Genomic DNA, 26,248 nt, shown 5'->3' with positions numbered 1-26,248 from the left:
TTAGGTTGTTCTATCAACAGATAAATAAGCAAGGGAAATTAACGCTTGTTTATAATCACTTTGTGGCAAAATGGCAATCGCATCCACCGCTTTTTGTGCCTCTTGACGGGCGCGTTCAATGGTGTATTCAATAGAACCATATTGTGCCATTATCGCTAAGACGTCATTTAAAATTTCACGTTGCCCACCTTGTTCAATGGCATTGCGAATTAATTGACGTTGCGTTTCATCACCGCTGTGCATCGCGTGTAATAATGGTAAGGTTGGCTTGCCTTCCGCCAGATCATCACCAATATTTTTGCCAAGCGTTTGCGCATCGGCTTGATAATCTAACACATCATCTATTAGTTGAAATGCGGTGCCAAGATAACGCCCGTATTGTTGTAAGGCAAGCTCTTGCGCTTGATTTGCACCAGCAATAATCGCAGCACATTGAGTTGCGGCTTCAAATAAACGGGCTGTTTTGCTGTAAATCACCTGCATATAACTTTCTTCGCTGGTATCGGGATCGTTCATATTCATTAATTGTTGAACTTCCCCTTCGGCAATCACATTGGTGGCATCTGACATTATTTTAAGAATTTGTAGCGAATCGGTTTGTGTCATTAATTGGAAAGAACGTGTGTAAATATAATCCCCAACCAATACGCTCGCCGCATTGCCAAATTCACTATTTGCCGTTGGCTTACCGCGACGCATAGCAGATTCATCAACAACATCATCATGTAATAATGTTGCTGTGTGAGTAAACTCAATAAAGGTTGCACAGTTAATATGCCCCTCTCCTTGATACCCCAAAGCATTCGCGGTCAAGACAGCAAGCATTGGGCGAATGCGCTTGCCACCACTTTGAATTAAGTAATAACCAAGCTGATTAATCAATGAAACCTCAGAATTAAGCTGTGCCAAAATTTTGGCATTCACTTTCTGCATATCTTCATTAATTAACATTTGGATTGCATTTATATCCATAAGATTGCGTTTATCTGTCATCGTGAATATCTACCATTGCCTAAAGTGCGGTTGATTTTACCTGATTTTCTTGGCTTTCTGAAATCAAACCAGCAAAAATCTAACTTTTTTTATTTTATTGTAAATAAGTTCTTGCTATCAGATTTGTTTTTCCGTAGAATTTGCGACCTATTTATATGAATTTTAATGTGCGAAATGAAATTAACATTAAAGCACAATATATAGCGGAGTATTTATGTACGCAGTTTTCCAAAGTGGCGGTAAACAACACCGAGTAAGCGAAGGTCAAGTTGTTCGTTTAGAAAAACTTGAAGTTTCAACTGGCGAAAGCGTTGAATTCGACTCAGTGTTAATGGTCGTTAATGGTGAAGATGTTAAAATCGGTGCACCAGTTGTTGCTGGCGCAAAAGTAGTGGCTGAAGTTGTAACTCACGGTCGTGGCGATAAAGTAAAAATCGTTAAATTCCGTCGTCGTAAACACAGTCGTAAACAACAAGGTCATCGTCAGTGGTTCACAGAAGTGAAAATCACTGGGATTCAAGCATAATTTCAGAGGAGATCAAGTAGATGGCAACTAAAAAAGCTGGTGGTTCAACTCGTAACGGTCGTGATTCTGAAGCTAAACGCCTTGGTGTGAAACGCTTCGGGGGCGAATCTGTATTAGCAGGTAGCATTATCGTTCGTCAACGTGGTACTAAGTTCCACGCTGGTGCTAATGTAGGAATGGGTAGAGATCACACTTTATTCGCAACTGCTGATGGTAAAGTAAAATTTGAAGTTAAAGGCGAGAAAAATCGTAAATACGTGAGTATCGTAGCTGAATAATCTTACAAATAAACAGAATAAAATGCCTCACAGTTTTGTGGGGCTTTTTTATTATTTATAAATAAAACATTCCACCTCAAAACATTACCGAGTAAGATAGCTATGACAAACATAGCTTCACATAGCAATTTCAAGCGTTAAGGCTGATTTCGATTAAGGAGGCAGCATAATGAAACAACAACCCCTATTAGGCTTTATCTTCGCCCTAATTACAGCAATGGCTTGGGGATCATTACCCATTGCATTAAAGCAAGTATTAAATGTGATGACCCCACAAACTATTGTTTGGTATCGTTTTGTTACCGCCAGTGTTGTCCTCTTGTTATTGTTAGGTATCAGTAAAAAGCTACCCAAATTAGCAAACTTTAATCGCTATTATATTGGACTATTTATTTTTGGGGTGATTGGGCTTTCTGGCAATTTTTCTTTATTTAATACATCATTAAAGTTTGTTGAACCCTCAGTGGCACAGATTTTTATCCACCTTTCATCATTTGCAATGCTGATTTGTGGTGTCATTATTTTCAAAGAGCGGTTAGGTTTGCACCAAAAAATTGGGCTAGCAGTATTAATTATCGGGCTAGGTTTATTCTTTAATAACAAATTGGGCGAGTTAGCACAATTAAATAGCTATTTTATTGGTGTATCATTAAGTATTTGTGCCGCATTAGTGTGGGTTGCTTATGGGCTTGCTCAGAAATTACTCCTCCGTCAATTTACTGCCCAGCAAGTTTTATTAATGTTTTATTTTGGTTGTGCGATGGTATTTACCCCTTTTGCACAGGTTTCACAAGTGCAAGGATTAAGTGGTTTAACCCTCGCTTGTTTCCTTTACTGCTGTTTAAATACCTTGATTGGCTATGGCGCTTATGCCGAAGCCTTAAATCGCTGGGAAGTGGCTAAAGTAAGCGTTGTGGTTACCCTTGTTCCTTTGTTTACTATTGTATTTTCCCATCTTTTACATCACCTTAGCCCCACTCACTTTGCTGAGCCAGAGTTAAATCAGCTTAGTTATATTGGTGCATTTGTAGTGGTGATTGGTGCAATGTTCTCAGCGATTGGACACAAATTTATAAAGAATAAGAAATAGGAGAAAAAATGAAATTTATTGATGAAGCCTTGATTCGTGTCGAGGCAGGTGATGGCGGAAATGGTTGCGTGAGCTTTCGCCGTGAAAAATTTATCCCGAAAGGTGGCCCTGATGGCGGTGATGGTGGCGATGGTGGCGATGTTTATTTAATTGCCGATGAAAACCTTAACACCCTGATTGACTACCGTTTTGAAAAACGTTTTGCGGCACAACGGGGCGAAAATGGTCGTAGCTCAGATTGTACAGGTCGTCGTGGTAAAGATATTACCTTAAGAGTGCCGGTAGGAACACGAGCCATAGACAATGATACCAAAGAGATTCTGGGCGATTTAACCCAACACGGGGCAAAAATGCTCATTGCCAAAGGGGGCTATCACGGCTTAGGTAACACCCGTTTTAAATCTTCAGTAAACCGTGCGCCACGCCAAAAAACGAATGGCACACCGGGGGAAAAACGGGATCTTTTATTAGAGCTAATGTTACTTGCCGATGTGGGAATGCTCGGCTTACCCAATGCGGGCAAATCCACCTTTATCCGAGCCGTTTCTGCGGCAAAACCGAAAGTGGCGGACTACCCTTTCACCACACTTGTACCAAGTTTAGGGGTAGCACGTATTGATGCGCATCGTAGCTTCGTGGTGGCTGATATTCCGGGCTTAATTGAAGGAGCTTCAGAGGGGGCGGGCTTAGGGATCCGTTTCTTAAAACATTTGGAGCGTTGTCGAGTACTGATCCACCTTGTCGATATCAATCCAATTGACGGTAGCGATCCTGCGGATAACATTGCAATTATTGAAAGTGAGCTTTTCCAATATAGCGAAAAACTAGCAGAAAAAACACGCTGGTTAGTGTTTAACAAAATCGACACAATGTCTGATGAAGAAGCGCACGAGCGTGCTAAAGAGATTCTGCAACGCTTAGATTGGGTCGGTGATTATTATCTAATTTCCGCCGCCACTGGCAAAAATGTTGAGCCACTTTGTCGTGATATTATGGATTATCTCGATGCCCATCCAAGGGAAGAAGAGAAAGAACCTGAAAATCCAGAAGAAGTAAAATTCAAATGGGACGATTATCACCAAGAACAACTTTCTGAACATCAATTTGATGATGAAGATGAGGATTGGGACGATTGGTCAGAAGAAGATGATGAAGGCGTAGAAATCATCTATAAACCATAAATAATTAGGGCAGAACATTCTGCCCTATTTTTCTATCCTGCAATCAAACTAAAATTCGCCCAAATAGGCAAACTCAAGGCGATAAAAAAGAGCAACAACAACGTTTGATAACTGAACTTGGTTTTCGTCAAAATCGGCAATGCAATCATTGCTACTACAACCAAATGCAAGAAAAAATAAAGTGCTAAGGCAAATTTATTTGGAAAAATCACCGCACTTTGATGTGCAAAGTAGATCAATAATGTGGACAACACACCATTTAATAATAAGAAAATCATCATCGCAAGTGGCAATAAGGCAATAAAACTTTGTAAGCGATTTTTAGCAATCACTAAAAAAAGATTTGCCAGAATGATCCCAATAAAGCATTGCCCAAAGAAATTGTAAGGCAATAAAGCAAGCCAAGGTAGTTGCAAAAAGATCAAGCCATAAACCACCACACCAAGCACGCCAAACAAGCTAGCAAACACTAAAATAGCTTTGCGTAATTGCGTATCCGCTGGTTGAAACCAGATTGCCAGCGAAAGACCAATACCGCATAAACTCACCATATCAGTCAGCACATAATGGTGATTTGAGCATACACTCAGCAGTAGCCAATATCCCCAATAAACGAACAAATAGCCATTCACTGCAACTAATCGACTTCGTTGCCCATTACAAATTTGCCCTTTATAAAACACCAGTAAACAGACTAATTGCGCAGTAAGTACCGCTAAACTCAAATGAGAAATGGCTTTCGGCTGTCCTTGTAAATATAAGGCAAAGTTATCCAGTAAAAGTAACAAACAAAGTGGGATTGCACTCAGTATAAAGGTCAAAGATTGAGAGCGACTTTCTGACATAATTTTTCCTTTCTATCGTAATAAGTGGCACATTATGCAGAAATTTAAAAGTGCGGTCAAAAATCTCTGTATTTTTATCCTTGTTACACCGCCTATTCCCCTCTAAAATAACAGAAATTTTCACCGCACTTTAATGAAGGCGATTATGCTACTGAGCATTTTATATATTATCGGCATTACTGCCGAAGCAATCACAGGGGCTTTAGCCGCAGGACGCGAAAAAATGGATATTTTTGGCGTAATTATCATCGCTTCAATGACCGCCATTGGCGGTGGCTCGGTGCGAGATGTGTTGCTTGGGCATTATCCACTTGGCTGGGTGAAAAACCCTCATTATTTTTTAATTGTTGCCAGTGCGGCGGTATTAACTGTATTTATTGCCCCGTTTATTCGCCATTTTATGCGTTATTTTCGCACCATTTTCTTGGTATTAGATGCCTTAGGGCTTATCGTGTTTTCCATTATTGGCACGCAAATTGCATTAGATATGGGGCATAGCTTTACCATTGCCATTATCGCCGCCATTATTACGGGCGCATTTGGGGGCGTACTACGCGATCTGTTATGCAACCGAATCCCCCTTGTGTTCCAAAAAGAGCTCTACGCCAGCGTTGCATTATTTGCCGCAAGTATTTATATTGCTTTAAGCCAATTAACGCTTAATCATAGCCTTGTTGTAATTGTTACCCTCATCAGTGGCTTTACGATTCGGCTATTAGCAATTCGTTTTGAATGGCATTTACCCGTCTTTGATTATCAAGAACAAGAAATCGCAGAAAAGCATAGCAATGACAAATTACCGAAAAAAATAAAATAATGAAGGATAATACAATGAATTTAGAACAAATGGGAAAACAAGCCAAACAAGCGGCTTTTGTACTGGCACAATGTAGCGAAAAAGAAAAAAATCACGCCTTACAGTGCATTGCGGATCAGTTAGAACAGCAAGCCGATCGCATTCTGGCTGAAAATGCTAAAGACATTCAAATTGCCAAACAAAATGGCTTATCTGACGCATTAATCGACCGCCTATTGCTCACCCCAGAACGCTTGCACGCTATTGCACAAGATGTTCGCCATATTATTTCTCTGCCCGATCCTGTTGGCAAAATTATTGATGGTGGTACGCTAGAAAGTGGGTTAAAAATTGAACGTGTTCGTGTCCCACTTGGTGTTGTTGCCACCATCTATGAAGCTCGCCCGAATGTTACCATTGATGTGGCAAGCCTTTGCTTAAAAACAGGTAACGCCGTGATTCTACGCGGTGGAAAAGAAACCCAACATTCTAACAACATCTTAGTGGAAGTGATACAGCAAGCCCTATTACAAGCTAATTTACCGCAGTATGCAGTACAAGCCATTCGCGATCCTAACCGTGAACTTGTAATGCAATTAATGAAATTAGATCGCTATGTAGATATGCTTATTCCAAGAGGTGGTGCAACGCTACATCAACTCTGTAAAGAAAACGCCACCATTCCAGTGATTATTGGCGGTGTTGGCGTGTGCCATACGTTTGTGGAAGAAAGTGCCGATTTACAACGTGCCTTAGCCGTGATTAATAATGCAAAAACACAACGCCCAAGCACCTGCAACACACTGGAAACACTTTTAGTACAAGAGAGCATCGCCGAACAATTTTTACCGATGCTGGCTGAATTTAACCAAGCGAAAATAAAATTTCACGCAAATAGCACCGCACTTTCCTTATTAAGCAAAGCCGGGGCAGAGGTTGAGCCATTAAACACCGAAGCGTTACAACAAGAATGGGGATCGCCTGATCTTAACGTAGTGATTGTAAAAGATATTGATGAAGCTATCGCCTTTATTAATCAATATGGTACGCAACATTCCGATGCGATCTTAACCAGCTCACAGCGTTTAGCACAACAATTTATCAATCAAGTCGATAGTGCGGCGGTTTATGTCAATGCAAGCACACGTTTTACCGATGGTGGACAATTTGGTCTTGGTGCAGAAGTCGCGGTGAGTACGCAAAAATTACATTCTCGTGGACCAATGGGATTAGAAGCCCTTACTTCCTATAAATGGGTGGGCGTTGGCGATTACCTTTCTCGCCCTTAATTGAAAATTATTTGATTATCAGGGATAAAATCTTAAAATATCGAAACGTCATTTTAGAAATGGCGTTTTTTATTGGATTTCATAAAATATTATTTGACAATGTTTGGTGAAATCGTTATTTCTAAGGCTTTAAATACAACATCTTTTATTTTTATCAGAAGGAATGAATTATGTCTCATCTATCGGTAGCAAAATTTGGTGGCACCAGTGTTGCAAATCATAGCGCAATGAGTGCCTGTGCGAACATTGTCATCGCCGATCCGAATACGCGCGTGGTTGTCCTTTCAGCCTCAGCAGGGATCACTAATTTACTGGTGGCGCTTGCTAATGGTAAAGAAGCCGAAGAGCGTAAAAAATTAATCGCAGAAGTGCGTCAAATTGAAGAAAATATCCTTGCTGAACTGCAAGACGACAGCCAAGTGCGGGCAAAAATCGAAGAGATTTTAAGCCATATCGAAACCTTAGCCGATGCCGCCAGTGTTGCCACTTCCCCAGCATTAACAGACGAACTAATCTGCCAAGGTGAAATGATGTCCACCCTACTCTTTGTTCAAGTATTAAAAGAGCTTGGCGCGAAAGCCACTTGGGTTGATGTGCGTACCATCGTTGCCACAAACAGCCACTTTGGTAAGGCAGCGCCCGATGATGCGCAAACACAAAAAAATAGCGACACATTATTAAAACCTTTATTAGCGCAAGATAATGACACAATGATCATTACACAAGGCTTCATCGGACGTGATCCACAAGGCAAAACCACCACCTTAGGACGTGGCGGTAGTGATTATTCAGCGGCTCTCTTAGCTGAAGTCTTAAATGCGAAAGATGTCTTAATTTGGACCGATGTCGCGGGGATCTACACCACCGATCCACGCATTGTACCGAATGCAAAACGCATTGACACGATGAGCTTTGCTGAAGCCGCAGAAATGGCAACGTTCGGTGCGAAAGTGTTACACCCAGCTACCCTACTTCCAGCGGTGCGTAGTAACATTCCTGTGTTTGTTGGCTCAAGCAAAGCCCCACAAGATGGTGGTACTTGGGTAACCAAAGATCCACAACCACGCCCAACATTCCGTGCCATTGCATTACGCCGTGATCAAACACTGGTTACCCTCTCAAGCCTCAGTATGCTACACGCCCAAGGCTTCCTTGCGAATATTTTTAATATCCTCGCTAAACACAAAATTTCCGTGGATACCATCACCACATCAGAAGTGAGTGTCGCCCTCACCTTAGACAAAACCGGCTCTGCCTCATCAGGTGCGGAAATGCTTTCCCCTGAATTACTGGCTGAACTCCGAGAAGTGTCAAGTGTGAAAGTGGATACGGGGCTTTCTTTAGTGGCATTAGTCGGTAATAACTTACATATTACCAGTGGTATCGCAAAACAAATTTTTGATACCTTAGAAGCCTATAATGTAAGAATGATAAGCTACGGTGCAAGCACAAATAATATCTGTATGCTAGTACAAAGCGAACAAGCAGATGATGTGGTAAGAGCATTACATCAAAATCTATTTGAATAACCCCTCATCACCGCCGCGATTCACCTCGCGGCGGTTTTTATTTCCCTCTATATTTACATAAAAAAGTCGCATTTATTGCACCGCACTTTTCGTGCAACAGCTCAATTAAAGCGAATGATTATCATCTTAATGCCAAAGCGAAAACAACACTCAAGTGGGCATTTATAGGCTAAAAAGGATTAAAGGAAATTCACCTTTTCATTCAAAAGTGGAATGATATAATGCTACAAAAATCACTATTAGTAGGAGAACTCACGTTTTATGAATAATAGCACAGCACAGCACAGCACAGCACAGCACAGCACAGCACAGCACAGCACAGCACAGCACAGCAAGATTGTAGTGCCAGCCTGGCACAACAGCAAGCCTTTTTAAATGATTTAGATGCCCGTCTATGGCAAGCAGCAGATAAACTGCGTAGCCAACTTTCCGCCTCTGATTATAAACATATCGTTCTAGGCTTAATTTTCTTAAAATACGTTTCTGATAGCTTCACCACATTTCGCAAAAAACTTCACACCAAGCTACAAGATCCACAAGACTCCCTTTATCTTAATCCAAATGGTTATTCTGCTGAAGAATATCAAAACCTCCTCAACAGTGAAATGGAGCTACAAGACAACTACACCGCAGAAAATATCTTCTGGGTACCACAACAAGCTCGTTGGGAAACCATTCGCAACATCGCAACGCTCAATCAAGGTAGCCAATTACCTTGGGGTGGCTCATTCCGTGGCGTGGCAAATCTTATTGATAACGCATTTTCTGCCATTGAAAATGAAAATCCAAAACTTAAGGGGATTATCCAACGTATTTCAGGTTACGACATCAATGATAAAACGCTGATCGGCTTGCTTAACACCTTTTCTGATACCGATTTCAGCCAACCTACTTATAACGGCGCACCGATTTCAATGGCGGCAAAAGATATTCTTGGCCACGTATATGAATATTTCCTTGGTGAATTTGCCGCGAAAGAAGGACAAAAAGGTGGGGAATATTTCACCCCCAAATCCATCGTCAGCCTGATTGTTGAAATGCTTGAACCTTACCACGGGCGTATTTATGACCCAGCAATGGGATCGGGTGGTTTCTTTGTGCAAACAGAAAAATTTATCGCGGCGCACCAAGGCAATATCAACCAAGTCTCTATCTACGGACAAGAATACAACCCCACCACTTGGAAGCTAGCTGCAATGAATATGGCAATCCGCGGCATTGAATTTAACTTTGGTAGACGCGGCGACAGCTTCACTAATCCACAACATATTGATATGAAAATGGATTTTGTAATGGCTAATCCGCCATTTAACGTAAAAGACTGGTGGGACGAATCCCTACAAGGCGATCCACGCTGGGCATACGGCGTGCCACCAAAAGGCAACGCCAACTTTGCGTGGATTCAGCATATGCTCTACCACCTTGTGCCACAAGGGCGAATGGGCATTGTGCTGGCAAACGGCTCAATGAGCAGCCAAGCAGGGGGCGAGGGCGAAATCCGCCGACGCTTAATTGAAGCGGATTTAGTGGAAGCGATGGTTGCCCTGCCTAGCCAGCTTTTTACCAATGTTCAGATTCCCGCTTGTATTTGGTTTTTCAACAAAGCCAAAGCCCGTAAAGGCGAAGTACTGTTTATTGATGCACGGCAAGTGGGCTATATGAAAGACCGCACCTTGCGTGATTTTACCGCCGCCGACATCGCCCGCATTGCCGAAACCTACCACGCATGGCAAAAGGGCAGCGACTATGAGAACCAAGAAGGCTTCTGCTATACCGCAAGCCTTGAAGAAATCGCCAATAATGATTTCATTCTCACCCCCGGGCGTTATGTCGGCACACCTGAAGAGGAAGATGACGGCATCCCCTTTGAAGAAAAAATGGCAGAACTGACGACAAAACTGGCGGAACAGTTTGCCCAAGGACGAGAGCTAGAAGAAGCGATTAAGAAGAGTTTAGGTATTGTAGGGTACTAATAATGGAATGGATTGAAACAACTATTGGGGAATATTGCCCTTTTTCTTATGGTAAAGCACTACCACAAACTAAGCGAGTAAAAGGAAACTACCCTGTATATGGCTCAAATGGAATTGTTGGTTATCACAAAACACCTAGCGTGCAATCACACGGAGTTATCATTGGGCGGAAAGGAAGCCTTGGAGCTATTCATTTATCTTTAACTCCATTTTGGGCTATTGATACTTCTTTCTATGTGATTAAAGAAAGCATACTAGAATTAAAATTTACCTATTTTTTGCTACAAACACTGGGTTTACATGAAATGAATTCCGATAGTGCAGTACCAGGATTAAATAGAGATAATGCTCATTCAGTGAGAATTAGAATACCAAAATTACAAAGTGATCGCGAAAAAATTGGTGAATATTTATCTATCTTTGATAACAAAATCGCCCTGAACACCCAAACCAATCAAACCCTAGAAGCGATTGCTCAAGCGATTTTTAAACATTGGTTTATTGATTTTGCCCCCGTACACGCCAAGGCGGAAGTCTTGGCAGCAGGCGGCAGTGCCGAAGATGCCGAGCTTGCCGCCATGGCTTCCCTAAGCGGCAAAACCCTAGATGCCATCACCGCCTTAGCCCAAAGCGATCCCGATGCGTATCAAACCTTACGGCAAACCGCCCAAGCCTTCCCCAGTGCCTTTACCAACAGCGAATTGGGCTTAGTGCCAGAGGGGTGGGATGGATTTACTATAAAAGATTGTTGTAAAAAATTATATAACGGAGGAACACCAAAGCGGAAAATAGATAGTTACTGGAATAATGGCACTATACCTTGGTTATCTTCAGGAGAAGTTTGTAATAATAATATTCTGATTCAATCAAAGGAATTTATTACAAAAGAGGGGCTATCTCAATCAGCAGCCAAAATAGTTCCTATAAACTCTACTCTGGTAGCGATTTACGCTTCCCCAACAGCTGGAAAATGTTCATTTTGTGCATTTGAAACAACAACAAATCAAGCAGTATGCTCTTTAGTTCCTATAGATAATTTTCAATATTTTAATTATTTAAATTTAAAAACTAAAGAGCTGTATTTTGCTAATAGAGCGGTAGGAAGTGCCCAACAAAATATAAGTAAACAAATCATTGAAGATACTCCATCATTAAAGCCAAATGATGAAGTGATGCTGTACTTCAATACATTGTTAGAACCAATATTTAAAAAATTGATTAGCAATCTAAATGAAAATTTATTGTTATCTATGGCAAGAGACACCTTACTACCAAAACTTTTAAATGGAGAGATTGAGTTATGAAGCTCTTAAAAAATGCAATTGCATCAATTCAGCTGGGTATTGAAGACTTTAAACAAAGCTCTGATAATCCCAATAGGATTTATTCATCAGTAAGAAACTTATATGCTGGTGTGCTTTTGTTATTTAAGCACAAGCTTGTCTTATTAAGCCCTGAAGGAAGTAATGAAGTATTAATTAAAGCTCGTATTGTACCAATCATGAATAATGATGGAGAAATAACTTGGAAAGGTGATAGTAATAACACAGTTACAGTTCATGCTATCAAGGAAAGATTTAAAAATTTAAGTATCTCAGTAGACTGGGAAGGTTTTGATGATGCAAATAAAATAAGAAACAATATCGAACATTATTTTGAAGAAGCAAATCAAGATTCAATTCGCCAAGTAATATCTAAACTTTTTCCAATTATAAGAGATTTTGTTATAAAACATCTAAAAGAAAACCCTCAACAATTAATTGGTGATCATTATTGGGAGTTCTTAATGGAAGAGGTTAAAGTGTATATTCAACATGAAGAAACCTGTAAAAAATCTTTAAAAACCCTATTATTTTTTGATGATAAGGTAGCTAATATTTTAGTAGATAAAGCCAGTTGCCCTCAATGTGGTTCAGAATGTATCCTTCCTTCATCATTAGGTGGTGAAGCTAATATGGTAAGCTATAAATGCCAATCTTGTAAAAAAGAATCTTCCTATGAAGATGTTGTTCTGCAAATTGTAGACAATTTTATTCCAATAGAAGAAATGCACTTCATGATAAAAGATGGTGGTGAACCTCCTTTTACTTACTGCCCTGAATGTGGTTTAGAAACCTATCTATATGAAGAAGGTATTTGTATAAACTGTGGACATGAAGCTAATCATGATTGCTCTTTCTGCGAAAACGAAACAGATGAACTGGATGAAATATGCTCAGACTGTCAATATAAAATAGATAGGTATTAGGGAAAACCAATCTGTCCTCCCGAAACAATATTCCCCATACAATAAACGGGGAAAATATAAAAACGGACGAACACATAGGTTCATCCCTACAAAGATACAGAACGATATTTTTAAATAACAAATAGAAACAAAAATAAGGGAAAGTTTCCCCCAAAAAGACTAACTATAAAAGTGCGGTAAAAAAATTACAGATTTTTTCACCATATATTACCCCGTAGGGGCGGACCGATGTGTCCTCCCGAAACAACATTCCCCATACAATAAACGGGAAAATATAAAAACGGACGAACACATCGGTTCGTCCCTACAAGGATACAAAACGATATTTTTAAATAAAAAATAGAAACAAAAATAAGGGAAAGTTTCCCCCAAAAGACTAACTATAAAAGTGCGGTAAAAAAATCACAGATTTTTTCACCATATATTACCCGTAGGGGCGGACCAATGTGTCCGCCCGAAACTAAATTCCCCATACAATAAACGGGGAAAATATAAAAACGGACGAACACATCGGTTCGTCCCTACAAAGATACAAAACGATATTTTTAAATAACAAATAGAAACAAAAATAAGGGAAAGTTTCCCAAAAAACTCACTATAAAAGTGTGGTAAAAAAAATCACAGATTTTTTCACCACATATTACCCCGTAGGGGCGGACCTATGTGTCCGCCCGAAACAACATTCCCCATACAATAAACGGGGAAAATATAAAAACGGACGAACACATAGGTTCATCCCTACAAAGATACAGAACGATATTTTTAAATATAAATAGAAACAAAAATAAGGGAAAGTTTCCCCCAAAAGACTAACTATAAAAGTGCGGTAAAAAAATCACAGATTTTTTCACATATTACCCCGTAGGGGTGGACAGATGTGTCCGACCGAAACAACATTCCCCATACAATAAACGGGGAAAATATAAAAACGGACGAACACATCGGTTCGTCCCTTAAATAACAGTTATAAAACAAAGGATCTCCAATGCACATCAACGAATCCACCATTGAAAACCTTGCCATTGAACAGTTGAAATCTTTTGGTTGGCAATATGTCTATGGCAAGGAGGTATTGGCTGAACAGGCTTGCCCTTGGCGAGAAAGTCTAACGGAAGTGGTAATAATACCTCACTTATTACAAAGTTTACGCCAGATTAATCCTCACTTGCCTCAATCTGTCTTGCAAGGTGTTGTACAGCAAATTACACAGCCTAATATTCTCTCAGTAGAAGAACGCAACAAGCAGTTTTACCATCAGTTAAAGCAAGGGATAAAAGTACATTATCAGGAAGATGGGCAAGAAAAGCACGATGTGGCGTTATTGGTCGATTTTAAATGTCCTGAAAATAATCTCTTTTATGTGGTTAATCAATTGGAAATTGAAGGGGATAAAGGCAAGCGTATCCCTGATATTCTCTGTTTTATTAATGGCTTACCATTGGTTATCTTTGAGCTTAAAAATCCCCTTGATGTGAGTGCGGATTTGGATAAAGCATTTAACCAACTGCAAACCTATAAACGAGAAATGCCGGATCTCTTTGTGTTTAATCAATTAATGGTGATTTCAGACGGTACAATCGCGCGCGTAGGATCGCTCACGGCGGATTTTCAGCGTTTTATGCCTTGGCGTGTGGTGGATGAAAGCCAAGGCAGCCTGCGTATAAACTTTGAAAATGAGCTTTCAGGCTTATTACAAGGGCTGTTTTCGCCTCAGGTATTGCTTGATTATCTGCAATCTTTCGTTGTGTTTGAGGCGGATAATAAAGGAACAACGGTGAAAAAAATTGCCGCTTATCATCAATTTTATGGGGTGAATGCGGCTGTCGAAGCCACCATTGCTGCGCAGTTAAGTGATAGTCGTAAAATAGGTGTGGTATGGCATACGCAAGGTTCTGGGAAATCGCTTTCAATGTTGTTTTATGCGGGTAAGCTGATTACTCAGCCTGAATTAAAAAACCCAACTATTGTGGTGGTAACAGATCGTAATGATTTAGATGGACAGCTTTTTGCTACCTTTAGCCAAGATCAGGAAATAACACGACAAACGCCCATTCAAGCAGATGATCGAGAAGCATTGCGGGCAGAATTAGCCAAACGAGAAAGTGGCGGCATTATTTTTACCACGATTCAAAAATTTGCTTTACGTGAAGGTGAGCTGCAACACCCTGTATTAAATGAACGCCATAATATTATTGTGATTAGCGATGAGGCCCATCGTTCGCAGTATGGATTTAGTCAGAAAATTAATCAACAGGGAGCTTATCGTGAGGGCTATGCAAAATATTTGCGTACGGCATTGCCCAATGCGAGTTTTATCGGCTTTACTGGTACGCCTGTGAGCTTAGAAGACCGTGATACGCAAGAAGTGTTCGGTAGATATATTTCTATTTATGATATTCAAGATGCTGTGCAAGATGGTGCCACGGTACCGATTATTTATGAAGCACGACAAATTCCATTACAAGAAAGTCAAGCCTTTCGACACGCTGTGCAAGAAGCGCAACGTTTACTTGATGATGACGAAGAAAGCGATTCTTTCCGTTTGCGTGAACAGTTAATGGGAACAGATGAAAGAATCGCAAAATTAGCTGAAGATTTGGTGCGGCATTTTGAGAGGCGGACTGAACTCGAAGAAGGTAAAGCCATGGCAGTGGTAATGAGCCGTAAAATTTGCGTAAAACTATATGATGAGATAATTAAATTACGCCCTCATTGGCATAGCGATGATATCAATCAAGGGGCGATTAAAATTATGATGACGGGTAATGCCAGCGATCCCGAAACAATGCAAAAGCATATTTATACTTCGCAAGATCGTAAAACCTTAGAAAAACGTTTTAAAGATCCTGATGATCCACTAAAAATAGTCATTGTGCGAGATATGTGGCTAACGGGGTTTGATGCCCCAGTATGTAATACGATGTATATTGATAAACCAATGCAAGGGCATAATTTAATGCAGGCGATTGCGAGGGTGAATCGTGTATTCCGCAATAAAAGCCGTGATAATGGCGGTTTAATTGTGGATTATGTGGGTTTAGCCGAAGAATTAAAACAAGCAACCAAGCAATATACAAATGCGGGGGGTAAAGATCAGGTTAAAACCGATATTGAACAAGTCTTTCAAAAAATGCTTGAATATATTGATATTATTCGTGGGCAATTTGCAACACCTGTTAATGGTAACCCTTTTGATTTAGCTAAGGTATTGACATTAGATGATCCGACTGCGTTACTCAATGCCATTCGCTTTGGTGCAAACCATATTTTAGCCTTAGATTATCAAAAAAATCATTCACAAAGTGCGGTGGAATTTTCCCAAGATTTTTCTCACCATACCGATACACCACGTAAAAAAGCCTTTTTGCAAGCGGTGCGTTTAGCCAAAAAAGGCTTTATGCTTTGTAGTTCAATGCCAAATATTCAGCCTTATCGCCAACAGCTCGCCTTTTTTGATGCCGTACGTGCCACCATTATGAAAGCAGAAAATCAAGGCAATCACACAAGTTCCACAAAGGAAAAGCAAATTAAATTAATCAGTTTACTTAATCAAGCTGTTCATTCTGATGGCGTGGTTGATTTATTTGAGTTGATGGGGGAAGAACGCCCTGATCTTTCAATTCTTTCTGAAGATTTTATTGGAATGGTAAAACATAGCAACACACCTACCCTATGGGCTTGTGCAATGGAAGGCTATTTAAAAAGCGAAATTCGCAATAAGGCAAGTAACAATATTGCTATGCAAAAAACCTTTGAGGAAAAACTCAAAGAGATGATGAACCAATATAACAATCATAATTTGACTGTCATGGAAATCATCCGTGAATTAGTTGAGCTTGCTAAAGAAATTGAATATCAACTCGCTAAGGGGGAGAAATTAGGGCTAACTCATACTGAACTTGCTTTTTACGATGCGTTGATTCGTAACCAAAGTGCGGTGGAAAAAATGGAAGATTCCGCCTTGATTCTTCTTGCTAAAGAAATCACCGATCAACTACGCCGTTCCGTTACGATAGATTGGCAGCAAAAAGAGGCCGTTCGCGCTAAAATGCGTGTATTAATTAGACGCACATTATTAAAATATAAATATCCGCCCGATCTTGCCACTGAAGCCATTGAATTTGTCCTTAAACAAGCAGAAGCGGTGGCGGAGGAATTGGTTATTCATTCAAAGGTTTAGAGTAAGAAACTGAATGGATAAAATAAATGGAATGTTCCAGTTTGGTATAAGCTAATATAGCTCAATGTAGTGTGTACAGACAGATAGCATGAAAAGACGAGCACTACGATCATTTTGCGCTCTTCTTCGATTGCTTTTTTACTCTTTTCAGCTTGTTATCTTCTTTTAAACTTAAATAATCACAAAAATCTCTCCCTAATTAACAGAGGCGAATATTAATTCGCCTCTGATGTTTGATTTCTCCTAGCTCTTGCAAGAATTGCCTTTTTTCATCACTTTACCAAAATCATTTTTGCTATCAGGTTTATTTTGTTGATGAGATGCACCCTTTTGTATTGGGTATTGACTATCCATTTGCCACGCATTCCAGCCACCATCATAAATCATCGTATTTGGCCAGCCTGCTAATTGGGTGATAAACCAAGATACGCCTGCCCGCCAACCTGTTCCACAATAAAAGGCTAATTTATCTCCTTTGTGAATACCTTGGGTTTTCCATAATGTAAAGATTTCATTTGGGTTGCGTAAAGTATTATCGGGATCGTAATAATCTGCTAGGTTAGAAGAATCTGTGCCAGCAAAGCCCCAAATTGCTCCCTCTGGTTCCCCTTTTCCGGGAATGTAATCATAACCGCTAATCTTGCCGGTGTATTCGTCCCAAGCACGGTTACTAATTAGCTTTAATCCCTGTTTTTGTGCATTGATAACTTCCTGTGGCATAGCTATATCAATTTGTGGGTTAGCTGGGATTTTTGTGCCAAATTGGCGTTCTGGTTGAGGGATATTGACTTTGGTTTCTGTGGAAAAACCTGCATCCATCCACGTTTCGAGATTGCCGTTTAGCACACGTACATCTTCCACACCTGCCCATTTTAATGCCCAAAAAATGCGGTAAGCAGCGAGCTGGTTATCAGAATATAGAATCACTGTTTTATCTTTTGTTATGCCATTTTTCAGTAAATTCTTCTCGATTATATCAGGTGCGGATAAATTCCAGACAGGATCATTTTCCACCCAATCGGTATTAAAATGATAAGCACCTGAAATATGTTGGGTATAAGATTTAGCATTTTCTAAACTTCCCCAAGAGACTTCAAAAAGCATCACCTTTTCATTCTCTAAGGTTTCTGGCTTTTCTTCGTTAATTGCAGCATTCACCCATTGTGGGGAAACGCTATATTTAAAGTTTTCAAAAGATTCAAGGGGATAATTTGCATTGGCATAATTGATAAAATCATTAAAGCGATAGACATCATAACCTTTAGCTGCAAATTCTGCGGTAATACAATCTAAACTCTCTGGGTCACTATCATAAAATACTAGTTTTTTCTCTTTGGTTATGCCTTTTCCTGTGGCAAAAGAGACAAATTTTTCGGGTTGAATATTTTCAATCCATTCACAGCGAAATTGCACTGCCCCTTTAATATGGCCACCTCGTATGGCATTTTTATCTTTAAATCCGTTATATAAACTATCTTGCCTTGTATCGATAATCACAAAATTTGGATTATCAAGTTGATTGAGTAATGCTGATGTTTCGATCACTTTGATATCACGATCATCACAAGCAGATAATGCCAAGCTCACAGCGACCGCCAATAAGATTGGTTTCATTTTCATAAGATTTCCTTTTTATTGTAGGTTAAATTAAATCCCACATTGTGTAGGTTTTGTGAATAATGAGGCAAGCCAGCTACCCAATAAAATCATTAAAGTTGCAAGCCACCCCTGCCACGAGAAATAAGCCGTAGAAACAAAGGCATTAGTGATCGTACAACCACCGGCAAGGGCGGCGCCTATTCCCATCGCTACACCACCTAAAACACGTTGCATAACACCTTTTGGTTCAGGCATTCGCCATTTAAAATCCCCAGCTAGCCAAGCACTCAGATAACTGCCAATAGGAATACCAAGTACAAATAACATTCCCCAATTAAGATAACGCTGTTGCCCAGTTACAATATACTGCACCACATTAGCAGAAGGCACAGCAATACCAAAACCAAAGTTACGCCCACTCTTAGAACTAAAATACCATGCAATAATACCTAATAAGCCTATTGCTCCCGCGGTAAAAAAGGGAGACCAATAATGTGCAAAAATGTTGGGCAAAATCTTTGCTGGTGTTGGAGGTTTCGGAAAATGATAGCGAGGATTTTTATACTGGTAGTAATACAAAAGTGCGGTGATAAAAATCAATAAACTGACCAAACTCCAAGGAGAAAGGTTCAATGTAAGATAGATGTTATCCCATGCGGTAGGATCTGCGGTAAAATGATTAATGATATGTTTTAAAAAACCAGACTGTGTTGCTGCCATTGTTAAAGTAAAACTAATTAAAGCAAGATAACTCCCGACTGCACCCTCTGCACTACGAAACCATGCCCCACTTGCACAGCAATTTGCCAGTGTCATTCCAACACCAAAACATAGCCCACCTAGTATCGTAGCTAAGATAGGAAGCTGGCTTGTTGGAATATGAATTAAATTAAATTCAGCGAGGGTAAAAATCCCGATTGATTGAATGGATATGGCGATTAAAAGTGCGGTACAAAAACGCAAATTTTTTTGTTGATAGAGAGAGCGAAAACCTGAGACAAAGCAAAATTGCCCACGTTGTAATAGAAAGCCTAATATTAGCCCAATAATGAAACCTGAATACATCGATTAAACCTTAATACGACTTATCAAAAGAGAGTTAAATTAAAGCATAAATAATCACCCATTTCAATTTTCATTGATAAGACAGGATTTTTCTAATCGCCAAAATGAATAAATTTTAAACCGCACTTTGGATAAAAAATCTATCACAAATCGTTATTTTACGTTGAGATTATGGGCATAAAATAGTAAAGTAGCTCACTGTTTTTCATTCATTACAACTCAGCTAAGGCGGATTTTATGGGAAAAAGTGTCGTTATCTTAGGCGCTCAATGGGGCGATGAAGGTAAGGGTAAAATCGTTGATCTATTAACAGATCGCGTAAAATATGTTGTTCGTTATCAAGGTGGACATAATGCAGGGCATACCCTTATTATCAATGGCGAAAAAACAGTATTGCGTCTTATTCCATCAGGTATTTTACGTGATAATGTAACTTGTTTAATTGGTAATGGTGTGGTGCTTGCACCTGATGCATTAATGCAAGAAATGGGGGAACTTGAAGGACGTGGCATTAATGTTCGTGAACGTTTACTTATTTCTGAAGCTTGCCCATTAATCCTACCTTATCACGTAGCAATGGATAAAGCACGTGAAGCCGCATTAGGTAAAAAAGCGATCGGCACAACAGGACGTGGTATTGGTCCTGCCTATGAAGATAAAGTCGCTCGCCGTGGTTTACGTGTAGGTGATTTATTTGACCTAGAAAATTTTGCTGAAAAACTTAAAGCAATCTTAGATTATTATAATTTCCAACTAGTACATTATTACAAAGCAGAGCCTGTTGATTATCAAAAAACATTAGATGATGTGATTGCTGTTGCACCGATTATTACAGGTATGGTGGCTGATGTTACGGCCATTCTTGATGTGGCGCGCAAAAATGGTGATAACATTCTTTTTGAAGGTGCGCAAGGTACAATGCTTGATATTGACCAAGGTACATATCCTTATGTAACCAGTTCAAATACCACCGCTGGCGGTGTTTCCACAGGTTCGGGCTTTGGACCTCGCCATATTGACTATGTTTTAGGCATTATTAAAGCCTACTGTACGCGTGTTGGAGGTGGACCATTTGCAACAGAATTATTTGATGAAGTTGGCGCTGAAATTGCACGTAAAGGTAATGAATTTGGTGCGGTAACAGGCCGTCCACGTCGTTGTGGTTGGTTTGATGCCGTGGCAATGCGTCGAGCGATCCAAGTAAACTCTATTTCCGGTTTCTGTATGACAAAACTGGATGTACTAGATGGCTTTGATGAAATCAAAATCTGTGTTGGTTACAAAATGCCAAATGGGGAAATTGCTGAATTTGCGCCACTGGCGGCAAAAGATTGGGAAGGCGTTGAACCTATTTATGAAACATTACCAGGCTGGAAAGAAAGCACCTTTGGCGTGACAGACGTGAATAAACTGCCTGAAAATACACGTAACTACATCAAACGTATTGAAGAAGTCACTGGTGTGCCTGTAGATATTCTTTCAACTGGGCCAGATCGTGTCGAAACAATGATTCTTCGTGACCCATTTGCTGAATAAAATCAAATGCACAATAAAAACGCCGTTTTCCTACGGCGTTTTTTTATAAATATCCATTATTTTTTAGGTTCTAACACAAATTCACCAAAAGAAGAATTAATGTGGAAATTTGGTTTCTCTGTTTTTGGATCAACCCAAGTAATCCAATTTGCTTGTTCTTTGCCTTTCCCTTTAATAATAGAAAATTCTGCACGATAAGCACCTGCGCGAATTTTATTACCTTGAATTAAATGATGTTCTTTTAATTCACTTAATGCAATTTTACCTTCTAGGGTATAACCTTTTTCAGTACGAACCCCAACGGTTTGTAAGGTTTTAGGATCCCATTCTGCATTAATGTTTTTTTCGACATCACGCAACATAGATAAGCTACGACCTTTGTAGTCCATTTCTAATGCGATATATTTTGGATATTTACCATCCGCTTGGGGTTTATCAATTTCACCGGGCGCCATAAATAATTCTACGCGATCTTCACGGGCAACCATCCATTCGTGATCAGTGCTGTCATAAACCACCACATTTGGATCTTCAACATCAAATGAAAAATAGAAATTTTCATCATCGTGAAACGCTTTGAACTCCGTTTTTGGCATTTCCGCTTGTTCCCAAGGATTCACAAAATCAGTAACGCCTTTCACTTTACCCCATACCGCATCATCCAATTTCCCATCTAACACGGGAGCTTGCGATTCAAATGCGACATTATAGGTTTTGGCTGGGCCTTCTGCTGCAACATTCATTGAAAATGCCGCGGTACAAAGGGTCGCAAGTAATAATTTTTTCATAACAATTTCTCCTATAGTAAATAAAACATTTATCTCTGTTTTTGTCGCATTAAGCGAAAAATAGTAATTGTATTCACCACTATTACTGTACTTTCCAGCAAAATCCCTCCTAAAGATCCCACTAAAAGATTATTAATCAACCAACAAGAAGAACCTATTAGCATAAATAATCGCATTGGAATCCCTTGTAACAAAAATAAAGCAATTGTTCCAGCTGTCGAGGCGATGATAGGGAAAATTTGCCAAATAGAATCGGCAATAATGTAGCCAAATACAATACCAACAATAACAAAAAGGAAAGCAACATATTTTGACTTAACATAAATAGAAGCGGCAGTTCTTAATGTTGAAAGTAACGAACTCAATGCTGCAACATTAGCCCCCATCAGAATAAAATGGCTCATATAGGTGATATTTTGAATTAACATCACAATCTTAAGCTTTCTATCATTTTTCTGATAAAAACAAATCACACCGAGTATAAAAGCTACGATGCCAAGTAATTGGGGAATATTCGTTATTTCTTCAAACATACTCACCTATTTATTTTACTAATCCCATTAACTCAGGTAATCCCATGGAAATAGATGGAATATATGTTACTAACATTAATGTTAAAAAAATGGCTAGGAAAAATGGCAATAACCATTTTATAACCTGTTCAATTTCAATCTCTCCTACTTTACACCCTGTAAATAAAATTGGTCCAACAGGTGGGGTGATTGTTCCTAATGAAAGATTAAAGACCAATAAAATACCAAATTGGATTGGACTCATTCCTAGTGAAATACAAATTGGTAGAAAAATCGGGGTAAAAATTAACACTGCCGGCGTTGGATCCATAAAAGTGCCGACCAATAACAAAATTAAATTAATAATCAGTAAAATAAGGATCGGATTATCAGTAACCGAAAGCAATCCTGATGCAATCATATTTGGAATATGTGTAAAAGCCATTACCCAAGACATAATAGATGATGTTGCCAGCATAAAAATAACGATTGCGGACATTTTTGCTGTTTGTAAGAAAATTTGCGGTAAGGCTTTAAAGGAAAATGTTCGATAAAATACGCTTAAAATCATCGCATAAACTACTGCAATAGCCGATGCTTCTGTAGCCGTAAAAATTCCTGCTAAAATCCCACCAATAACAATCAAGACTAAAGATAAACTAGGGATAGCTGCCAATATCACTTTTAAACCTTCTTCAGTACTTATTTTTTCCGTTGTGATATATCCTTTTTTCTTAGCAAGAACACCAGCAATAAGCATTACGCTTAATCCCCATAAAATTCCTGGTATGTAGCCTGCCATAAATAAAGCAGAAACAGAAACACTTCCTGCAACTGTCGCATACACAATGATGGTGTTACTTGGTGGAATTAACATCCCTGTTGGCGCTGAAGCAATATTTACTGCGGCACTATAACGGGGATCGTATCCTTCTTTTTTCTCAATGGGGGTCATAATCCCACCTACCGCTGCAGCAGAGGCAACCCCTGAACCACTAATAGAACCGAATAACATATTCGAAATAATATTCGTTTGGGCAAGCGAACCTGGTAAGGCCCTACTAAATAATTTTGCAAAATTAATCAAACGAATAGCAATACCCCCACTATTCATAATATTTCCTGCAAGAATAAAAAAAGGAATAGCTAATAATGCAAAAGAATCTAGACCGACAAAAATACGTTGTGCTGAAGTTACTACTCCACCTTGAAATGGAAGAATGACTAGCATTGCTGCAACAGAAGAGATCCCAACACTAATACTAATTGGTGTACCAATAATAAGAAAAAAAACTGTGCCAATAAACATAACTAATGCGGCAGTTGTTGCAAGTTCCACAATATTACTCCTTTTATCTTACTCTTTACCCGACTGATAAAAACTTAAAATATTACACAGTGAATAAAAAACAATAATAGCGCCACTAATAGGAATTGCTGAATAAATAAATCCCATTGGAATCTGTAATGCCGAATCAAGCTGGAACATTTGTCTAACGCTAGCACTATAACCACCGATAATCATTACACCAATAGCAAAACAAGAAAGAGCTATCTCTGCAATCACATTAGCTAAACGCTTTAATGAAGAAGGTAATTTATTCTTAAGAAAATTAATTTCCATATGCTCCCGTTTTCCAAAAACATAAGCACTGGCGAATAAAATGAGCCAAACAAAGAAATAACGAGAAAGAATTTCACTGACTGCACTAGGACTGTTAAATATATAACGAGAAATAACTTGATAAGTAATTAGAATGGTCATTGCTCCAACAATAAAAATACATACCCATTCGATCAATTTGTCTAAAAATTGCTTAACAACAAATAAACAATGCAACATTTTTAGCTCCTAATAAAACAGGATAGGTATTACCTACCTATCCTGATATCATTATTTTAACGCCACAATTTTCTCAAAAATAACTTTTTGTTCTGGGGTTTGCACTAATTCATCTTGTAAAGGTTTACAACTTTGTTGATATGCTGTGGTATCAACTTCGACAAACGTTGCACCATTTTCTTTAGCAATTGCTTCAGCAGATTTAATTTTTTCATTCCAAAGCTTAAATTCAACTTTAGTGCTTTCTTTCGCTAACTTTTTCAATACAGCTTGATCTTCTGGCGACATAGATGACAAGAAAAATTCACTCACAACAAGTAAATCAGCTACACGTAGATGCTGAGTACGAGCAAAAAATGGTGCAACTTCATATTGTTTAAGATCGGCATACGTAATCTCGTTATTTTCTGCCCCATCTAAGACACCTTGCTGAATCGCCGTATAAACTTCCCCCTGATTCATAGGAACGCCTGTTCCTCCCATACATGCAAGCATTTTTATCATTGTATCTGATTGTAATACACGGATTTTCTTACCTTTTAAACCTGCTTGATCTGTAATAGCAGCACCTTTGGTATACAGACTTCTTGCGCCTGCTGTATATGCTGTTAATACTTCAAAACCAAATTTTTTAGTTGATGCGAAAAGGTCATCCAAAATGCCCGAAGTAAAAACTTTCTCTTGGTGATCTGTATTTGCATAAACATAAGGAATCCCCAAAACAGCAAATGTTTTGTCATAATTTTCAACCAGTGGGTTAGCTACTACCGCCATCTGAATTGCCCCATTTTGAACCAACTCTAAAGATGCCCTCTGATCACCTAATAATTCATTTGGAAAAATAGTTACTTTATAACGCCCATCAGTGGCTTTAGATAGCTCCTCACCAAATAGCTGCAATGCTTGATATTGCGGATGTTTTTCTGACTGATTAAATGCCACCTTTACTTCTGTTGCCGCAACACTATTAGTCGAAAATACAGCACTAATCGTGCTTGCTAACAACAACATTTTTTTTGATAATTTCATGAATGTTCTCCTATTTTTTATATAAAAAGTCGATCATCGTAGATCATCCATTGCGACAAAATCCATATCATCAAAAGTTTGGTTTTCTCCTGCCATTCCCCATACAAAATTATAATTTCGTGTACCGCAACCAGAATGAATTGACCAACTAGGTGAAATAACTAATTGTTTATCACGCACAACAAGATGACGAGTTTCTGTTGGCTCACCTAAAAAATGGAATACCACTTCATTAGGAGCAATATTGAAATATAAATAAGCTTCCATACGGCGTTCGTGGGTATGGGCAGGCATTGTATTCCATACACTACCTACTTCTAATTCAGTCATTCCCATACATAGCTGACAGGTATCTAAAACATCGGGGTGTAAATATTGATTGATTACCCGAGCATTACTGTTTTCTAAGCTGCCTAGTTTCACTTTTCTAGCATCGGCATAAGGAATTAATTTGTTAGGGAAAATATGATGGGCTGGTACGCTTAATCCATATAGAACAGCAGGATTTTTCTCATCAAGAGAAGTAAATTGAATATTTTCAGTTTCCTTACCTAAATACAGCGCATCAAAATGTTCTAGGGTATAACTATCTCGTTGAGTTTCGATTAGAGCGGTACCACCTAGGTTAATAATCCCTAACTCACGGCGTTGCAAAAAGAAATCAGTTCCAAAAGATTTTTTATCAATCACTTGATCTAAAAATAATTTCTCTACACCATTTGGCATTATCCCTAAAGCAACTAAACGATCGATGTGACTATATACCACATTAATCTTATTGGATTGGAATAAATTTTCGCAGAGAAAAGTATTTCTCAATCTTTCAGAATCATAATGTTTAGCATCTTCTGGATGCATATTATGCAAAACTTTCATTCTATTTCTCCTGTTTAAACAGAATTCGAATCAAATCTAAACTAGAATGGCGTTTCAGTCTATGAGCAAGTT

22 protein-coding genes are annotated in these 26,248 nt (G+C 39.1%); 12 read left to right on the top strand and 10 right to left on the bottom strand.

Features of this window, described 5'->3' with window-relative positions:
• Positions 1–972 (bottom strand): octaprenyl diphosphate synthase, encoded by a 972-nt coding sequence (ispB, locus tag L4F92_RS03965; RefSeq protein ID WP_250364545.1) that lies wholly within the window; start codon positions 970–972, stop codon positions 1–3.
• 235 nt (positions 973–1,207) lie between these two features.
• On the opposite strand from ispB, the gene rplU reads away from it, so the two are divergent.
• From rplU to cgtA, 4 genes are all read left to right on the top strand, one after another.
• A complete protein-coding gene (gene rplU, locus L4F92_RS03960; protein ID WP_250350677.1) occupies positions 1,208–1,519 on the top strand; it encodes a 50S ribosomal protein L21 in 312 nt (103 codons plus the stop codon).
• Positions 1,520–1,539: 20 nt separating this feature from the next.
• Positions 1,540–1,797: a 50S ribosomal protein L27 gene (rpmA, locus tag L4F92_RS03955; protein ID WP_103853279.1), complete on the top strand. Its 258-nt coding sequence runs from the start codon at positions 1,540–1,542 to the stop codon at positions 1,795–1,797.
• A gap of 169 nt (positions 1,798–1,966) precedes the next feature.
• The gene (locus L4F92_RS03950) at positions 1,967–2,887 is read left to right on the top strand and encodes a DMT family transporter (protein WP_250364288.1); all 921 of its coding nucleotides are present in this window, start codon (positions 1,967–1,969) and stop codon (positions 2,885–2,887) included.
• A gap of 8 nt (positions 2,888–2,895) precedes the next feature.
• Positions 2,896–4,068: an Obg family GTPase CgtA gene (gene cgtA, locus L4F92_RS03945; protein WP_250364287.1), complete on the top strand. Its 1,173-nt coding sequence runs from the start codon at positions 2,896–2,898 to the stop codon at positions 4,066–4,068.
• A 32-nt stretch (positions 4,069–4,100) separates the two neighbouring features.
• Here the strand turns inward: cgtA and L4F92_RS03940 are convergent, their stop codons facing one another.
• Positions 4,101–4,913, bottom strand: coding sequence for a hypothetical protein (locus L4F92_RS03940; RefSeq protein ID WP_250364286.1), 813 nt, complete (start codon positions 4,911–4,913; stop codon positions 4,101–4,103).
• A gap of 145 nt (positions 4,914–5,058) precedes the next feature.
• Here L4F92_RS03940 and L4F92_RS03935 point away from each other — a divergent pair, with 145 nt between their 5' ends.
• The 7 genes from L4F92_RS03935 to L4F92_RS03905 all read left to right on the top strand — a co-directional run bounded on the left by L4F92_RS03935 (position 5,059) and on the right by L4F92_RS03905 (position 16,928).
• Positions 5,059–5,730 carry a trimeric intracellular cation channel family protein gene (locus tag L4F92_RS03935; RefSeq protein WP_250364285.1) on the top strand — a complete coding sequence of 224 codons (672 nt, stop codon included), beginning with the start codon at positions 5,059–5,061 and terminating at the stop codon, positions 5,728–5,730.
• A gap of 14 nt (positions 5,731–5,744) precedes the next feature.
• A complete protein-coding gene (gene proA, locus L4F92_RS03930; RefSeq protein WP_250364284.1) occupies positions 5,745–6,998 on the top strand; it encodes a glutamate-5-semialdehyde dehydrogenase in 1,254 nt (417 codons plus the stop codon).
• 170 nt (positions 6,999–7,168) lie between these two features.
• The gene (gene lysC / locus L4F92_RS03925; protein ID WP_250364283.1) at positions 7,169–8,527 is read left to right on the top strand and encodes a lysine-sensitive aspartokinase 3; all 1,359 of its coding nucleotides are present in this window, start codon (positions 7,169–7,171) and stop codon (positions 8,525–8,527) included.
• Between the two features lie 350 nt (positions 8,528–8,877).
• Positions 8,878–10,500 carry a class I SAM-dependent DNA methyltransferase gene (locus tag L4F92_RS03920; protein WP_250364544.1) on the top strand — a complete coding sequence of 541 codons (1,623 nt, stop codon included), beginning with the start codon at positions 8,878–8,880 and terminating at the stop codon, positions 10,498–10,500.
• A 2-nt stretch (positions 10,501–10,502) separates the two neighbouring features.
• Positions 10,503–11,804, top strand: a complete 1,302-nt coding sequence (locus L4F92_RS03915) for a restriction endonuclease subunit S (RefSeq protein ID WP_250364282.1) — start codon at positions 10,503–10,505, stop codon at positions 11,802–11,804.
• Positions 11,801–12,748 (top strand): zinc ribbon domain-containing protein, encoded by a 948-nt coding sequence (locus tag L4F92_RS03910; RefSeq protein ID WP_250364281.1) that lies wholly within the window; start codon positions 11,801–11,803, stop codon positions 12,746–12,748. The genes L4F92_RS03915 and L4F92_RS03910 overlap by 4 nt, the downstream gene beginning before the upstream one ends.
• A gap of 985 nt (positions 12,749–13,733) precedes the next feature.
• Positions 13,734–16,928 carry a type I restriction endonuclease subunit R gene (locus tag L4F92_RS03905; RefSeq protein ID WP_250364280.1) on the top strand — a complete coding sequence of 1,065 codons (3,195 nt, stop codon included), beginning with the start codon at positions 13,734–13,736 and terminating at the stop codon, positions 16,926–16,928.
• A gap of 243 nt (positions 16,929–17,171) precedes the next feature.
• On the opposite strand, the gene L4F92_RS03900 is transcribed toward L4F92_RS03905, so the two are convergent.
• Both L4F92_RS03900 and L4F92_RS03895 read right to left on the bottom strand, forming a co-directional pair.
• The gene (locus tag L4F92_RS03900; protein WP_250364279.1) at positions 17,172–18,548 is read right to left on the bottom strand and encodes a rhodanese-like domain-containing protein; all 1,377 of its coding nucleotides are present in this window, start codon (positions 18,546–18,548) and stop codon (positions 17,172–17,174) included.
• A 27-nt stretch (positions 18,549–18,575) separates the two neighbouring features.
• On the bottom strand, positions 18,576–19,592 hold the full coding sequence (locus L4F92_RS03895) for a YeeE/YedE family protein (protein ID WP_250364278.1): 1,017 nt from the start codon (positions 19,590–19,592) through the stop codon (positions 18,576–18,578).
• A gap of 237 nt (positions 19,593–19,829) precedes the next feature.
• On the opposite strand from L4F92_RS03895, the gene purA reads away from it, so the two are divergent.
• A complete protein-coding gene (gene purA / locus L4F92_RS03890; protein WP_250364277.1) occupies positions 19,830–21,128 on the top strand; it encodes an adenylosuccinate synthase in 1,299 nt (432 codons plus the stop codon).
• A 56-nt stretch (positions 21,129–21,184) separates the two neighbouring features.
• Here purA and L4F92_RS03885 read toward each other — a convergent pair whose 3' ends face one another.
• Genes L4F92_RS03885 through kduI form a run of 6 tightly spaced genes read right to left on the bottom strand, consistent with a single transcriptional unit; the run spans position 21,185 to position 26,176 of the window.
• Positions 21,185–21,916, bottom strand: a complete 732-nt coding sequence (locus tag L4F92_RS03885) for a carbohydrate-binding family 9-like protein (RefSeq protein ID WP_250364276.1) — start codon at positions 21,914–21,916, stop codon at positions 21,185–21,187.
• A gap of 29 nt (positions 21,917–21,945) precedes the next feature.
• Complete coding sequence (locus tag L4F92_RS03880; RefSeq protein WP_250364275.1) at positions 21,946–22,449, bottom strand: YgjV family protein; 504 nt, start codon at positions 22,447–22,449, stop codon at positions 21,946–21,948.
• A gap of 10 nt (positions 22,450–22,459) precedes the next feature.
• Positions 22,460–23,737: a TRAP transporter large permease gene (locus L4F92_RS03875; RefSeq protein WP_268738973.1), complete on the bottom strand. Its 1,278-nt coding sequence runs from the start codon at positions 23,735–23,737 to the stop codon at positions 22,460–22,462.
• Positions 23,738–23,785: 48 nt separating this feature from the next.
• Positions 23,786–24,271, bottom strand: a complete 486-nt coding sequence (locus tag L4F92_RS03870) for a TRAP transporter small permease (RefSeq protein ID WP_250364273.1) — start codon at positions 24,269–24,271, stop codon at positions 23,786–23,788.
• Between the two features lie 51 nt (positions 24,272–24,322).
• Positions 24,323–25,300 carry a TRAP transporter substrate-binding protein gene (locus L4F92_RS03865; protein WP_250364272.1) on the bottom strand — a complete coding sequence of 326 codons (978 nt, stop codon included), beginning with the start codon at positions 25,298–25,300 and terminating at the stop codon, positions 24,323–24,325.
• A 33-nt stretch (positions 25,301–25,333) separates the two neighbouring features.
• A complete protein-coding gene (gene kduI, locus L4F92_RS03860; RefSeq protein WP_250364271.1) occupies positions 25,334–26,176 on the bottom strand; it encodes a 5-dehydro-4-deoxy-D-glucuronate isomerase in 843 nt (280 codons plus the stop codon).
• Positions 26,177–26,248 lie beyond the last annotated feature (72 nt).

This window comes from Avibacterium sp. 21-595 (assembly GCF_023611905.1).
Lineage (GTDB): Bacteria > Pseudomonadota > Gammaproteobacteria > Enterobacterales > Pasteurellaceae > Avibacterium.
Note: the sequence above shows the minus strand (reverse complement) of the source record. Positions and strands in the feature narration are given on the sequence as shown.

Excerpts from the sequence above, each read along its gene's own strand:
- L4F92_RS03875 (WP_268738973.1), bottom strand. The coding sequence starts at position 23,737 with ATGTTTATTGGCACAGTTTTTTTTCTTATTATTGGTACACCAATTAGT.
- rplU (WP_250350677.1), top strand. The coding sequence starts at position 1,208 with ATGTACGCAGTTTTCCAAAGTGGCGGTAAACAACACCGAGTAAGCGAA.
- rpmA (WP_103853279.1), top strand. The coding sequence starts at position 1,540 with ATGGCAACTAAAAAAGCTGGTGGTTCAACTCGTAACGGTCGTGATTCT.
- lysC (WP_250364283.1), top strand. The coding sequence starts at position 7,169 with ATGTCTCATCTATCGGTAGCAAAATTTGGTGGCACCAGTGTTGCAAAT.
- kduI (WP_250364271.1), bottom strand. The coding sequence starts at position 26,176 with ATGAAAGTTTTGCATAATATGCATCCAGAAGATGCTAAACATTATGAT.
- L4F92_RS03940 (WP_250364286.1), bottom strand. The coding sequence starts at position 4,913 with ATGTCAGAAAGTCGCTCTCAATCTTTGACCTTTATACTGAGTGCAATC.
- L4F92_RS03885 (WP_250364276.1), bottom strand. The coding sequence starts at position 21,916 with ATGAAAAAATTATTACTTGCGACCCTTTGTACCGCGGCATTTTCAATG.
- L4F92_RS03870 (WP_250364273.1), bottom strand. The coding sequence starts at position 24,271 with ATGTTGCATTGTTTATTTGTTGTTAAGCAATTTTTAGACAAATTGATC.
- L4F92_RS03895 (WP_250364278.1), bottom strand. The coding sequence starts at position 19,592 with ATGTATTCAGGTTTCATTATTGGGCTAATATTAGGCTTTCTATTACAA.
- L4F92_RS03915 (WP_250364282.1), top strand. The coding sequence starts at position 10,503 with ATGGAATGGATTGAAACAACTATTGGGGAATATTGCCCTTTTTCTTAT.
- L4F92_RS03905 (WP_250364280.1), top strand. The coding sequence starts at position 13,734 with ATGCACATCAACGAATCCACCATTGAAAACCTTGCCATTGAACAGTTG.
- L4F92_RS03900 (WP_250364279.1), bottom strand. The coding sequence starts at position 18,548 with ATGAAAATGAAACCAATCTTATTGGCGGTCGCTGTGAGCTTGGCATTA.
- L4F92_RS03910 (WP_250364281.1), top strand. The coding sequence starts at position 11,801 with ATGAAGCTCTTAAAAAATGCAATTGCATCAATTCAGCTGGGTATTGAA.
- L4F92_RS03865 (WP_250364272.1), bottom strand. The coding sequence starts at position 25,300 with ATGAAATTATCAAAAAAAATGTTGTTGTTAGCAAGCACGATTAGTGCT.
- proA (WP_250364284.1), top strand. The coding sequence starts at position 5,745 with ATGAATTTAGAACAAATGGGAAAACAAGCCAAACAAGCGGCTTTTGTA.
- L4F92_RS03880 (WP_250364275.1), bottom strand. The coding sequence starts at position 22,449 with ATGTTTGAAGAAATAACGAATATTCCCCAATTACTTGGCATCGTAGCT.
- L4F92_RS03935 (WP_250364285.1), top strand. The coding sequence starts at position 5,059 with ATGCTACTGAGCATTTTATATATTATCGGCATTACTGCCGAAGCAATC.
- cgtA (WP_250364287.1), top strand. The coding sequence starts at position 2,896 with ATGAAATTTATTGATGAAGCCTTGATTCGTGTCGAGGCAGGTGATGGC.
- ispB (WP_250364545.1), bottom strand. The coding sequence starts at position 972 with ATGGATATAAATGCAATCCAAATGTTAATTAATGAAGATATGCAGAAA.
- purA (WP_250364277.1), top strand. The coding sequence starts at position 19,830 with ATGGGAAAAAGTGTCGTTATCTTAGGCGCTCAATGGGGCGATGAAGGT.
- L4F92_RS03950 (WP_250364288.1), top strand. The coding sequence starts at position 1,967 with ATGAAACAACAACCCCTATTAGGCTTTATCTTCGCCCTAATTACAGCA.